The 14,324-nt window shown below is 36.8% G+C and carries 11 protein-coding genes; 1 reads left to right on the top strand and 10 read right to left on the bottom strand.

Going from position 1 to position 14,324, the window contains the following annotated elements; translation table 11 throughout:
- Positions 1-4: 4 nt before the first annotated feature.
- From fsa to CD30_RS01215, 3 genes are all read right to left on the bottom strand, one after another.
- Positions 5-655, bottom strand: a complete 651-nt coding sequence (gene fsa / locus CD30_RS01225; protein WP_036171245.1) for a fructose-6-phosphate aldolase — start codon at positions 653-655, stop codon at positions 5-7.
- Positions 656-1,150: 495 nt separating this feature from the next.
- Positions 1,151-2,005 carry a class II fructose-bisphosphate aldolase gene (locus tag CD30_RS01220; protein WP_036171241.1) on the bottom strand — a complete coding sequence of 285 codons (855 nt, stop codon included), beginning with the start codon at positions 2,003-2,005 and terminating at the stop codon, positions 1,151-1,153.
- A gap of 392 nt (positions 2,006-2,397) precedes the next feature.
- Entirely contained in the window at positions 2,398-2,793 is a 396-nt protein-coding gene (locus tag CD30_RS01215; RefSeq protein ID WP_235801984.1) for a response regulator, read from the bottom strand.
- Positions 2,794-3,024: 231 nt separating this feature from the next.
- Here CD30_RS01215 and CD30_RS01210 point away from each other — a divergent pair, with 231 nt between their 5' ends.
- Positions 3,025-3,561 carry a DUF2529 family protein gene (locus CD30_RS01210; RefSeq protein WP_036171235.1) on the top strand — a complete coding sequence of 179 codons (537 nt, stop codon included), beginning with the start codon at positions 3,025-3,027 and terminating at the stop codon, positions 3,559-3,561.
- Between the two features lie 161 nt (positions 3,562-3,722).
- Here CD30_RS01210 and CD30_RS01205 read toward each other — a convergent pair whose 3' ends face one another.
- From CD30_RS01205 to CD30_RS01175, 7 genes are all read right to left on the bottom strand, one after another.
- Entirely contained in the window at positions 3,723-5,324 is a 1,602-nt protein-coding gene (locus CD30_RS01205; RefSeq protein WP_036171233.1) for a CTP synthase, read from the bottom strand.
- A 575-nt stretch (positions 5,325-5,899) separates the two neighbouring features.
- Positions 5,900-6,499 (bottom strand): DNA-directed RNA polymerase subunit delta, encoded by a 600-nt coding sequence (rpoE, locus tag CD30_RS01200; RefSeq protein WP_170933628.1) that lies wholly within the window; start codon positions 6,497-6,499, stop codon positions 5,900-5,902.
- Between the two features lie 352 nt (positions 6,500-6,851).
- On the bottom strand, positions 6,852-10,124 hold the full coding sequence (gene icmF, locus CD30_RS01195) for a fused isobutyryl-CoA mutase/GTPase IcmF (protein WP_036171224.1): 3,273 nt from the start codon (positions 10,122-10,124) through the stop codon (positions 6,852-6,854).
- Positions 10,125-10,294: 170 nt separating this feature from the next.
- Positions 10,295-10,936, bottom strand: a complete 642-nt coding sequence (locus CD30_RS01190) for a TetR/AcrR family transcriptional regulator (protein WP_036171221.1) — start codon at positions 10,934-10,936, stop codon at positions 10,295-10,297.
- Between the two features lie 2 nt (positions 10,937-10,938).
- Positions 10,939-12,078: an acyl-CoA dehydrogenase gene (locus CD30_RS01185; RefSeq protein ID WP_036171218.1), complete on the bottom strand. Its 1,140-nt coding sequence runs from the start codon at positions 12,076-12,078 to the stop codon at positions 10,939-10,941.
- 99 nt (positions 12,079-12,177) lie between these two features.
- Positions 12,178-13,314 carry an acyl-CoA dehydrogenase gene (locus tag CD30_RS01180; protein ID WP_036171216.1) on the bottom strand — a complete coding sequence of 379 codons (1,137 nt, stop codon included), beginning with the start codon at positions 13,312-13,314 and terminating at the stop codon, positions 12,178-12,180.
- Between the two features lie 13 nt (positions 13,315-13,327).
- A complete protein-coding gene (locus tag CD30_RS01175) occupies positions 13,328-14,182 on the bottom strand; it encodes a 3-hydroxybutyryl-CoA dehydrogenase (protein ID WP_036171463.1) in 855 nt (284 codons plus the stop codon).
- Between the last annotated feature and the right edge of the window lie 142 nt (positions 14,183-14,324).

The raw sequence follows: 14,324 nt of genomic DNA, 5'->3' as shown, positions 1-14,324 counted from the left end.
AATATTATTGTCCTTCGCGCTTTTTCCAATCCGCTAAAAAGGCTTCAATTCCTTTGTCAGTTAGTGGATGATGGAATAATTGTTTCAATACCTTAAAAGGAGTTGTTGCAATGTCTGCTCCTGCCAATGCTGCATCAGTAATATGCTGCGGGTGACGAATAGACGCTGCAATAATCTCAGTCTGAATATCATGAATTGCAAAAATATCCGCAATTGTTGATATTAATTCACTCCCACTTTGCCCAATATCATCTAATCGGCCAATAAACGGCGAAACATATGTAGCGCCCGCACGTGCTGCCATTAATGCTTGGTTTGCACTAAAAATTAATGTCACGTTCGTTTTAATACCTTTTTCAGAAAAGTATTTACACGCTTTCAAACCTTCTGGTGTCATTGGTAATTTTACTGTGATATTTGGTGCAATGTTTGCTAATTCAAGACCTTCTTTAATCATACCTTCAGCATCTAGTGAAATGACTTCACCACTTACAGATCCATCGACTAGTTCTGCAATTTCACGAAGACGATCGTGGAAAGAAATGTTCTCTTCCTTTGCAACTAATGAAGGATTTGTTGTCACTCCTGAGATAATACCCCAAGAATGTGCTTCAGTTATTTCATCAAAATTTGCTGTATCTATAAAAAATTTCATTTTTATGCCCCCTATTCTATTTAAAAAACGATTTAAAAACCAGTAAAGGTTCTTTTTTCATCAAACACTTCTTTTGCATATATATTACATTTCATTTTGTGAATGAAAAAATCTTATTAGCATACGTGCCATGTTATTTATGGATAATACACGTAATTCGTTTAATAATAAAGTGAAACGATAATTTAGTGAGTGGGGTTCTATCACATAGGGTGGCATCAAGGAGCAATAGTTGTGAAAGGAAAATACAAATTTATTCCGCTTCATCACTAATATTTGGAACTTAGGCTAAATTAAACCGCCATGTCCTGCTCATGGTCGATGCGCTTTTACTCGTCGCAAATTGCCTTTAGGGCAACACCTAAGTGACCAACTTTGTGTTGGGCCGAACCAATCGGGCATTACAGGCACTTTCTCCACTCTCGTTTAATAACTTTGGAAAATAGCACCTGTTAATGCGGGATAAATTTTACTGCATTCTTTATATATTATTTATTACGCTTTTTGAGAGCTACCAAATTCGCGCATTTTTCCAATAACTGTTGTTTTAATAGCTTCACGAGCTGGACCTAAATATTTGCGTGGGTCGTAAACTTTTTTGTCATTTTCTAAAATTTCGCGAATTACTTTTGTTGCTGCAATTTGGTTTTCAGTATTTACATTAATTTTAGCTGTACCCAATGAAATAGAACGTTGAATATCTTTTGTTGGGATACCAGTTCCACCGTGTAAAACAAGAGGTAAATCAGTTAAATTTGAGATTTCCTCCATTTCAGCAAATCCTAGGTTTGGTTCACCTTTGTAAGGACCGTGAACAGAACCTAAAGCAGGTGCTAGGCAATCGATAGCTGTTTGTTCAACAAGCGCTTTACATTCCTCTGGGTTCGCGTAGATAATTCCTCCGATTACCCCATCTTCGTCACCGCCAACTGTACCAAGCTCAGCTTCTACTGAAACATTATTTGCATGTGCATATTCGACTACTTCTTTTGTAATTTTTACGTTTTCTTCAAACGGATGATGTGAAGCATCAATCATAACTGAAGTAAATCCTGCATCTACTGCTTCTTTACATTTATCAAAACTTGAACCGTGGTCTAAATGAATGGCAACAGGCACTGTGATTTTATAGCTTTCCATTAAGCCTTTAACCATATGAACCACCGCAACAAATCCACCCATATATTTTCCTGCGCCTTCAGATACACCAAGGATCACTGGAGATTTTTCTTCTTCTGCCGCTTGTAAAATTGCTTGAGTAAATTCCAGGTTATTAATATTGAACTGACCTACAGCATACCCTTCATTTTTTGCTTTTATTAACATTTCTTTCATCGATACTAATGGCATTATGAAAATCCTCCTGAAGATAGAATTATTTGTGTAATATTCCATATCATCATATCAAAAAGGCGGACGCCTCACAAGTCGTATGGAGGCGTCCGTTTTTCATATGAAAGGCGTTTTATCAGCTTTCGTGCACCTTTTTAATACTAGCTTAAATAATGAAATCATTTTGACATATTCCCCAATAATATCACTTATAAAGCTGCCGATTGAAATACTAGAACAATAACCACAGCCTTCAAATTTGTGTAAAAATATCTTAATAATTGTAATAAATATGTTTAGCGTCCCAAACTTTATTCACGAAATAAAGCGTTTCCCTCAAATTCATAATATATTCATTGTAAATATTTTCCGTCAATCTTTAATAAATGTAAACATAGTGACATGAACTTCTAAATAATTTCATTAACCCGTAATTCTGAATGACTTTTAATAAATTTGCTAACTAACTCTTTTAATTCATGGATATTAAAGGGTTTTGTTATGAAATGAATAGCTCCATTATTTTTCGCTTTTTCTATTAAATCTTGCTCTGCATAGGCAGACATCATGATGAAAGGTAGATTTTTTTTGAATTGTACGATGGTTTTCAATATTTCAATGCCGTTCATGTCAGGTAATTTCATATCTAGTAAGACACAATGAATATCCTTATTTTCTGCAATACTAATAGCCTCCGCACCATTTGTAGCTAGATGAACTAAATATCCATCTTTACTAAAGACCTCTTCCAGCAACATTCTTATACCACGATTGTCATCTACAATTAATAATTCCTTCACCTTCATTGCCCCCAACATTCCTGATTTAATATAATATTCGATATATTCAATCCAATTCCTTTAATTCCCTTTTTTCTGGTACCCTAAACATTTTTATAACAACTATTTTATATATATCTTTTAATATAGTCGAAAAAAATAAAATAATATAATTTTTCGTGGGATTTTGTTTTATTAAGTATAGAAATTTTGTTTTTATCAAAATAACTTTATATAATAAAGTCGAAAGGTGGCATAATTTTGAAAATACTTACTACCCAATTAACAGGATTATTACAAAGAATTTCTCAAAGCGAGGAAGAAGTTATAGAAGAAACGGCACGACTGCTTGCACAGGCATCCGTTGGTGAAGGAAACATTTATTTTGCATGTTTTGATAATTTAGAGCCAGTAGAATTTAATGCATTACATAGTACAGAACCTTTTTATAAGCTCGTGAAATGGTCAAAGGATGTTGAAATTACGGATGTTGATCGTGTTTGTATTTTTACAAAAAGCTGTCAAAATGCAGATGCCCTTCAGCTGGCTAAAAAGCTGAATGATGAGTTTATTCCTTTTGCGGTTGTGGCAAGTGAACCAGCAAGTGAAACAAACGAATTAAGCGAGTTGGCCTATACGTATGTTTCTATGAAAATTCGTGGTGGTATTTTACCACATCCTACAAAACTTGGTGAAAGAACCGTGATCCCTCATTTAATAGCTGCATTGTTTGTTTATGAAGCGATAAAATTAAGCTATGATGAAATGATTTTTACCGATGATGAACTTCTCTAGTTCTTTTTGAATTCAATTTTATCTATTTTAAACAATTAAAATTAAATCTAGATTAAATATTATAAAAAGGCTACTCTCCAAACTGAATGGTTTGGAAAATAGCCTTTTTTCGTTTCAATCATTGAGAATTTAAAGATTCCCTTTTACTAAAAAGAGAGATTTTATTTTTTATTATTAAATGCTGCGCCAACGAACTCACGGAATAATGGTTGCGGGCGTTGTGGACGAGATACAAATTCTGGGTGGAATTGACATGCCACGAAGAATTTTTTCTCTGGTAATTCGATAATTTCAACTAGTTTATTATCTGGGCTTGTCCCTGAGAATACAAGACCTTCAGCTTCCATTGCTTCACGGAATTCATTATTGAATTCATAACGATGACGGTGACGTTCGTATACTAGTTCGTCATTATAAGCTTCCATCGCACGAGAGCCTTCTTTTAATTTACAAGGATATAGTCCTAAACGTAATGTACCACCTAAATCGATGTCATCACTTTGATCTGGTAAGAAGTCGATAATTGGGTATGGTGTTTCTTTATCAATCTCAGTAGTATGTGCCCCTTTTAGACCTAATACGTTACGAGCAAATTCGATAGATGCAAGTTGCATACCTAAACAAATCCCTAATAATGGCACATCATTTTCACGGGCATATTTAATTGCTGAGATTTTCCCCTCGATACCACGGTCTCCGAATCCACCTGGAATAAGTATCCCGTCTGCAGTATTTAATAACTCATGAACATTTTCTTCTGTTACATCTTCAGCATTGATCCAGTCAACTTCGATATCAGAATTATAAACATAGCCAGCATGTTTCAATGCTTCTACAACTGAAATGTACGCATCTTGTAGCTCTACATATTTCCCAACAAGAGCAATGCGTGTTTTATGTTTTAAATTGGCAACTTTATCAACAAGCTCTTTCCATTCTTCCATATTCGCTTCTGGTGCTTCAATGCGGAAGTGTTCTAAAACGATATCATCAAAATCTTGAGCATGAAGGTTTAGAGGAATCTCGTATAAATAATTTGCATCACGGGACTCAATAATATCTCGAGGCGTTACATCACAGAATAAAGCTAACTTCTCTTTCATTTCTTGAGAAACAGGGTGCTCTGTACGAACTACAATAATGTTTGGTTGAATTCCAAGTGAACGTAATTCCTTCACTGAATGTTGAGTTGGTTTTGTTTTTAATTCCCCAGCAGCTGCAATGTACGGAATTAAAGTACAGTGAACATACATAACATTGTTATGGCCAAGGTCGGATTTCATTTGGCGAATCGCCTCTAAGAATGGTAAAGACTCGATATCACCAACAGTACCGCCTACCTCTGTAATAACGATATCTGCGTTTGTTTCACGGCCTGCGCGTTGAATACGGTCTTTAATTTCATTTGTTACATGAGGAATAACTTGTACCGTTTTACCGTTGTAATCACCACGACGTTCTTTTGCAAGAACCGATTGGTATACACGTCCAGAAGTTACTGTCGAGTGCTTACCTAAATTAATATCGATGAAACGTTCATAGTGACCTAAGTCTAAGTCAGCCTCTGCACCATCATCTGTTACGAAAACTTCACCGTGTTGATATGGACTCATTGTACCTGGGTCAATGTTTAAGTATGGATCAAATTTTTGAATCGTTACTTGTAGTCCTCTATTTTTTAATAGTCTTCCAAGAGAAGATGCTACAATTCCCTTCCCTAGTGATGAAACTACTCCACCTGTTACGAAAATATACTTTGTCATTTGTTATCCTCCTCTTATACGTTTAAAAAATAAGAAAAGCCTTGAGTTCCTCGAGTCGTGCTTTTATATAAGCAACCTTCCACGAGTTTTTCATAGCTATACAATGAATCACTATTTACTTTTCTTTTATTTTTTCATTGATGTGATTGGAAGGGTTTTTGGCGCACTTTACAATAAGTGTATTTATTATCTTGCACAAGGTACACAGCACTATGTACAAGTATTTTTGATACGAAGTTGTGATACCTTGCTTTTATAAATAAAGCTCTGAAACTTACTATATTGTTGATTTTCGTTTCCAAAATTAACTTAGTCGGACGCGTATTCGTTACTTCACCTTAGCATTTTACGACTATCAACTTTCATCAACAAATAAAATATTACCGAGCTAAAAAACAAAAAAGCTCCTCCTGCATATGTTGCAGGGGGAGCTTTGAATAATCACGGCCAATCTCCATTTCTAATGGAGCCCAAGTAAAAGATTAAACGTATCATATAAAGAAGTCAAGTCATTTCAGAATGAAAAAGTGACAAAACTTGAAATTACCGATATAAAGCGCAAGGTTCAAAATAATTTATTCTTCTTCCTCTACATCTTCTTCATCTAGTTCCTCTTCTTCATCATCAATGATAAATGCTTCTTCGTCATCGATTAAATCATCGTCGATTTCTTCATCTACATCGACTTCAACATCCACGTCAGAGTCTATTGCATCTATGTCTTCATCGAAATCGATATCCTCATCATCGATTTCTTCTTCATCATCGTCAGCTATCTCTTCCTCAACAAACTCTTCGAAGTCTTCCTCGAATACTAAATCGTCTTCATCAATTTCGATTTCTTCTTCATCATCAAGAAGAGCAGATTTTGATTTTTTCTTACGTGATTTAACTGTTGGTGCTGTTTCTTCTTCGATAGTCTCCACTTTGTACCATTCACGAAGACCCCATTGAGTTTCCTGATTAAGTAAAAAACGACCATCAATGTTCATATCTGTGTAAAATTGTACTAAATATTTTTGGATTTCTTCATCAGAAGCACCATTTAAGTTTTGAATTTCTTTTAATAAATCCGTAAACGGGATAGGTGATTTTTTTTCTTCTAACAGTGCATATGCTAGGTCAATTAACGATTCCTCTGCTAATTGTTCTTTTGTCATTTCACGAAGGTTCAATTCGTGCACGTCCTTTCTCTAATACATTACATTTAAGCTTCGCTAAAGTAATCTTAACAATAATACCCATTATATACAAAGTATCATATACTATGCTAGTTTGATTTATTGTTTTTTATTTTATATATCGCTACTATTCCAAAAATGAAAAAAATATACAGGTAATATATAAAGGAATAGCACCCATTCCACTATTATACAGAAGAAAGGCGGCAATGATAGATGCAAGTACTGTGATCTTGTGAAAAATTGGTTTCAAAAGCTATAGCCTGCCTTTAATATTACTATAAGATAATTATATCTTTGTATTTATCATAGTAATAACAACACACCGTTAGACTACTTTTATTTATTACATATTTCTTCTATATTTTCCGCCAACCTCATATAAAGCTTTTGTAATTTGTCCTAGACTTGCTACTCTCACTGTTTCCATTAATTGTGCAAATATATTTCCACCGGACAGTGCTACTTCTTTTAATTTGTTCAAGGCTTCTTCGCATTTACCTTCATGTGTTTTTTGGAAATCTCTTAAATTATGAATTTGAAGCTCCTTTTCTTCTTTCGAAGCACGTGCCACTTGTAATGAATTTATCTCTTCTTCTGTTTTCGGATTCGGATTCAAGTAGGTATTGACGCCAATAATCGGTAATTGTCCAGTATGCTTTAATTGCTCGTAATACATGGATTCTTCTTGAATTTTCCCGCGCTGATATTGAGTTTCCATCGCGCCTAATACGCCACCACGATCATTAATCCGTTCAAATTCGTCCAACACTGCTTGTTCTACTAAGTCTGTAAGCTCTTCAATAATAAAGGCACCTTGCATTGGATTTTCATTTTTCGATAAACCATGTTCCTTCGTAATAATAAGCTGGATTGCCATCGCACGGCGAACCGATTCTTCCGTTGGTGTTGTGATCGCTTCATCATAAGCATTTGTATGCAATGAATTGCAATTATCTTGCAATGCCATCAAAGCTTGTAGAGTAGTGCGTATATCATTGAAATCCATCTCTTGTGCATGAAGGGAGCGTCCAGAAGTTTGGATATGATATTTCAATTTTTGAGACCGTTCATTTGCTCCGTATTTATCGCGCATGACAATTGACCAAATACGACGAGCTACTCGACCAATTACTGTATACTCAGGATCTAGCCCATTAGAGAAGAAGAATGAAAGATTTGGTGCAAAGTCATCAATATTCATACCTCGACTTAAATAATACTCAACATATGTGAAACCATTTGCAAGTGTAAATGCAAGCTGAGATATTGGATTAGCACCAGCTTCTGCAATATGATAGCCAGAAATCGATACTGAATAATAATTTCTTACTTTATGATCAATGAAGTATTGTTGAATGTCTCCCATCATACGAAGTGCAAATTCCGTAGAGAAGATACAAGTATTTTGTCCTTGATCTTCTTTTAAAATATCCGCCTGTACTGTCCCGCGCACAACCTGCAATGTTTTTTCCCGCACTTCTGTAAATTCATCCAACGAAAGCGGTCTACCAAGCTCTTGTTCTTTTTGGCGTACTTGCTGATCAATCGCTGTATTTAGGAACATCGCTAATATAATAGGTGCTGGACCATTAATAGTCATTGAAACGGAAGTACTAGGTGCACATAAGTCGAATCCATCATAGAGCTTTTTCATATCCTCTAACGTACAAACACTAACACCAGACTCCCCAACTTTTCCGTAAATATCCGGTCTGTAATCTGGGTCTTCGCCGTACAATGTTACAGAATCAAAGGCAGTTGAAAGCCGTTTTGCATCGTCATCCTTAGATAGATAATGGAATCGTTTATTTGTTCGTTCTGGTGTACCCTCCCCTGCAAATTGGCGCTTTGGATCTTCCCCTTCACGTTTGAATGGAAATACACCAGCTGTATATGGAAACTCGCCAGGTACATTTTCTGCATATACCCATCGTAGAATTTCACCATAATCTTTAAACTTTGGTAATGAAATTTTAGGAATCTTTGTACCAGATAAAGAAGTTGTTGTTAGGATTGTTCGTATTTCTTTATCCCGTACTTTTGTAACAAATTCATCACCTGAATAGGCTTCCTTTAATTTTTCCCAGTTTTCGATAATGCGGATCGATTGCTGAGTTAGTTGGCTTTTCACACCTTCTGCTAATGATGTCAATGAAGCTAATAAAGCATCGGCATCTGGTGTTTGTGTACGGACCGTTTCAATCGTACCTTCTAATTGATATAGCTTTCGAGCAAGCTCTACTTGTTGTGCTGCGTGCTTATGGTAATTGCGAACCGTTTCAGCAATTTCTCTTAAATAGTATCTTCGGTTATTTGGAATAATTACGTCTTGTTTTTGTGTTTTCACAAACTGGTCAAAGGAAGTTTGCCAATTGTATTGGAGCTTTTCATTTATCTTCGAAATAAGGGCAGCAAATAATGCATTCGTTCCTTTATCATTAAATTGACTTGCAATCGTACCGTAAACGGGCATACGATCTAAGCTTTCATTCCATAAGCCGTGGGATCTTTGGTATTGCTTTTGTACCTGTCTAAGGGCATCTTCAGAACCTTTTTTCTCAAATTTATTTATAACGATCAAATCTGCATAATCAATCATATCGATCTTTTCAAGCTGCGTTGGTGCACCGAATTCGCTCGTCATCACATACATTGAAAGATCTGTATATTTTGTAATTTCTGCATCCCCTTGACCAATACCACTCGTTTCAACAATGATTAGGTCATATCCTGCCGCTTTAACAATCGTTAGCACATCGCCGATAGAGTCGGATAATTCTGTTCTTGACCCTCTCGTGGCAAGACTGCGCATATAAACCCGATCATTGAATATGGCATTCATACGTATGCGGTCACCAAGTAAGGCGCCACCCGTTTTTTGCTTTGTTGGATCAACTGAAATAATAGCAACCTTCTTATCAGGGAACTCTCGTAGGAACCGAAGAATCAATTCATCAGTTAAGGATGATTTTCCTGCACCACCTGTACCAGTAATACCGATAACCGGTGTTTTTTGTGCTATTTTTTTCGCTTCGATTATGAGCTGAGCGATTTCTTCAGAACCACCGATTTCAGCTGCTGTAATTAAGTTTGCTACAATTTCTGGTCTCTCTGTCGAAAGCTCATTTAGAAGCTCCAAATAATTCCCTGTTAATGTTGAAAAATCTGCTCCTTCAATCTGTTTATTAATCATTCCTTGAAGACCTAATTTCATGCCATCTTCCGGTGAGAAAATGCCAGCGATTCCGTATTCATGGAGCTCTTTAATCTCTCGTGGCAGAATTACTCCGCCACCACCGCCATATATTTTAATATGGGGTGCTCCCTTTTGTTGGAGCAGGTCATACATATATTTAAAGTATTCCATATGACCACCTTGATAAGATGAAACTGCAATGCCTTGTGCATCCTCCTGTATTGCTGTATTCACAACCTCTTCTACAGAACGGTTATGACCAAGGTGTATCACCTCTGCGCCACTTGCTTGTAAAATTCTTCTCATAATATTAACGGATACATCATGCCCATCAAACAAGCTCGAAGCAGTTACAAACCGAACATGATGTTTTGGACGATATACCCCTAGTTCTGCTTGTTCTTTCTCTAATTTCACCATACGTCTTACCCCTTTCTTAACGTAAACATTGTGCAATTCCTTTGTGAGTTGTGTCAGAATCAACATTTGCATACAGATTCAATGTCGCGTGCATCATTAGTACCTGTTATGAATAAACACCGCTAATGACAAGCAATAGATATATGCTTATTAGCGGTGTAATGAGCTTCTTACTCTTCTTCTTGTAGATGTATCATCCCTGAAAGCAATAGTTTTGTTTGAGCATTAGTGTATTCTTCTAGCGTGTATCGTTTTTGAAGTGTCCACTTACGAAAGGCCCAAGCTTGCCCTTGAACAACAATTTGATTTGCTACAAGGAAGATTTCATCATCTGTTAATGCCTTCCCCCCAGATGGCATACAGTTTTTAATAATTTGTTCAAAGAAGCTAACCATCCCTAATTCCTTTTCAAATACGTAATGCATCGCTTCTTTTGAAAGCGATTTTGTTTCTTGATACATGATTGTAAATTCATCTATCATACTATCAATCAATTTAAAATATTGTTTAATAGCGTGCTTCAATTCTCCAAGGGTTCCTGAATGAGTTGTAATGCCCGCTAGTTGCTGTTTCACTTCATCATAAATATGATCACATACTAAATAGAGGACATCTTCTTTTGTGCGAATGTATTCATACAACGTCCCAATACTAAATCCAGCCGATTTTGCGATTTCTCTCGTTGTCGCTCGATGAAAGCCCTTTTCTTTAAAAAGTTTGACAGCCCCACCTATAATTTGCTGCCTTCTTAATTCAATTAGACTTTCATCTTTTACTGATGTCTGAACGACAATTTTATTTTTTTGAGCCATTTTTATTTTGTTATCATACGGGAGATGACAAGACGTTGAATCTCTTGTGTTCCCTCGTATATTTGAGTGATTTTGGCATCACGCATATAGCGCTCGACTGGATATTCTTTTGTATAGCCATAGCCCCCAAAAATTTGTACTGCATCTGTTGTGACAGACATCGCTGTGTCGCCTGCCATTAATTTCGCCATTGCAGACTCCTTCCCATATGGTAAATTATTTGATTCTAACCAAGCAGCTTGATACGTAAGAAGTCTAGAAGCTTCTATCGCTGTCGCCATATCTGCTAATTTAAATGACACACCTTGGTTTGCAACGATTGGCTTTCCAAATTGAACACGTTCTTTTGCATAGCCAACAGCGGCATCTAAAGCACCTTGAGCAATACCTACCGCTTGTGCTGCGATTCCATTTCGACCACCGTCTAGCGTTTTCATCGCGATGATGAAGCCTTCCCCTTCTTCTCCAAGTAGATTTTCTTTTGGAACACGACAATTATCAAAAATAATTTCCGTAGTCGGTGAAGAACGAATGCCCATTTTCTTTTCTTTTTTCCCAACTTTAAATCCTGGGAAGCTTGATTCAACAATAAACGCACTTGTTCCTTTATGTTTTGAGGACGGATCAGTAACTGCAAAAACTATATAAATTTCAGCCTCTCCACCATTGGTAATGAAAATTTTCGATCCGTTTAAAACATATTCATCACCTTCAAGTCTAGCATTTGTTGTCATCCCACCTGCATCACTGCCTGAGCCTGGTTCTGTTAAACAATAAGCACCGATTTTTTTACCTTCTGCCATTGGGCGTAAGTATGTTTGTTTTTGTTCCTCTGTGCCAAATTTATAAAGTGGCCAACCCGCTAATGAAGTGTGTGCTGATAACGTTACCCCTGTTGATGCACAAACTCTGGAAAGTTCTTCAACTGCGATTGCATAAGCTAAGTAGTCGAACCCCGCTCCCCCGTATTCTTCTGGCCACGGAATTCCTGTTAAGCCGAGTTCAGCCATTTTATCCCAAATTTTGCGATCGAATGCTTCGTTTTCATCTCTTTCTGCAGCAGTTGGTGCTACTTCATTTAGTGCAAAGTCTCTGATCATTTCTCGTAATTGTTCATGTTCTTCTGATAATTGAAAGTTCATATTCCTACCCCCAGTGTAATTTTTTATATACAACCCTTTGTTCGAAGTTTTAAAAAAACTTATGCTTGGTATTTGGTCGTAGTTTTCTTTATGAAACACTTACTTATATAAATTTTTGCTAATGACAATCTTTTGGATTTCACTTGTACCTTCATAGATTTCAGTAATTTTTGCGTCACGGAAAAATCGCTCTACCGGATAATCCTTTGTATATCCGTACCCACCAAACACTTGAATCGCCTCTGTCGTTACTTTAACGGCGGTTCTTGAAGCAAATAATTTTGCCATTGATGCCTCTTTCGCACAGGATAGGCCTCTTGTTTTTAAATCAGCGGCTTTATAGACGAGTAATCGAGCAGCCTCTATTTGAGTTGCCATATCTGCCAGTTTGAAGCCTACTCCTTGTTGAGTGGCAATTGGCTTACCAAACTGAATTCGCCCCTTTGCATAGTCAACAGCTGCTTCAAAAGCAGCTTCTGCAATCCCAAGAGCTTGTGCTGCAATTCCAATACGTCCAACCTCTAAATTAGCCATAGCAATTTTGAACCCATGATTTTCCTCACCTAATAACTGACTATCTGAGATTTTCATATTTTCAAAGGTAAGCTGTACGGTTTTTGAGCCGTGAAGCCCCATCTTTTCTTCATTTTTCCCGATAATTAAGCCAGGTGTATCTTTTTCAACGATGAATGCAGATATCCCACGGGGACCTTTTTCTGGGTTGGTAGAAGCAAATACAATGTAAACATCCGCTTTTCCACCATTTGTAATAAACACCTTTGAACCATTGAGAATATAATGGTCGCCGTCTTTTACTGCACGTGTTTTAAGTGATGCCGCATCTGATCCAGCACCTGGTTCTGTTAAACAGAAGGCACCTAAAAATTCACCGCTTGCTAATTTCGGAATATATTTTTTCTTTTGCTCTTCACTACCGAAATATAGAATCGGATTTGTCCCGACAGATGTATGAACAGATAAAATAACAGCTACGACAGCGCTTACTTTTGAAAGTTCATTAATTGCTAAGATATAGGAAGTGAAATCCATTCCTGCTCCACCTAAGTTTTCTGGTGTAGTCATCCCCATTAGCCCGAGATCTCCCATTTTTTTTAGGATAGGTGTCGGAAACTCACCTTGCTCCATGTTTTCAATAAATGGTGTAATTTCCGACTGAGCAAAATCCCGGATCATATCTCGAACCATGATTTGCTCTTTCGTCATTTGCAAATCCATACAGAGTCACTCCCTAGATGTCATAGACGTAGAAGCCTCGACCTGATTTTCGACCCAACCAACCAGCCGCCACATACTTCCGAAGCAACGGGCACGGACGATATTTACTATCTCCTAATCCTTCATGAAGAATTTCCATAATGTATAAGCAAGTATCTAAACCAATGAAATCAGCTAACGTTAGTGGTCCCATTGGGTGATTCATTCCAAGCTTCATAACATCATCAATTGCTTCTTTTGTTGCAACCCCTTCATACAATGCATAAATCGCCTCATTAATCATTGGCAATAAAATTCGATTTGATATAAATCCAGGGAAATCATTTACTTCAACTGGTGTTTTTCCTAAAGAAGTTGTCATCTCTTCAACTGCTTTATATACTTCATCAGTTGTTGCAAGACCTCGAATAATTTCTACTAGCTTCATAACCGGAACGGGATTCATAAAATGCATTCCAATTACTTGCTCAGGGCGTTCTGTTACTGCTGCAATTTCAGTAATTGGTAAGGAAGATGTATTAGTAGCAAGTATTGCATGCATTGGTGCAATGGCATCAATTTCTCTAAAGATGGATTGTTTAATATCCATATTCTCCGTTGCAGCTTCAATGACAATATCCACATCAAAGGCATCTTTTGTTTCAAGAGATTGGGTAATACGACTTAAAATTAACGATTTCTCTTCTTCTGTTTTACGACCCTTCTCCACATCACGACCTAAATTTTTAGTAATGCCATTTAGTCCACGATCTAGAAACTCTTGTTTAATATCATTTAAGATGACTTCATATCCTGCTTGAGCACATACTTGCGCAATGCCTGATCCCATTTGTCCAGCACCGATTACCATTACTTTTTGAATTGCCATATCGTTTACCTCCCATATTTTAATTGCACTGTTAAATAAAACTGCATAAGGTTCCGAACGAAAGGAAGGGATCATTCTCTTCCTCATCAGAAAACTTTGAAGTCGTGATAAACAGAGTATTTTAAGAAACGATTAGTGAAAG

Source organism: Ureibacillus massiliensis 4400831 = CIP 108448 = CCUG 49529, assembly GCF_000772965.1.
Taxonomy (GTDB): Bacteria; Bacillota; Bacilli; order Bacillales_A; family Planococcaceae; genus Ureibacillus; species Ureibacillus massiliensis.
This window is presented reverse-complemented; position numbering and strand designations above follow the sequence as displayed.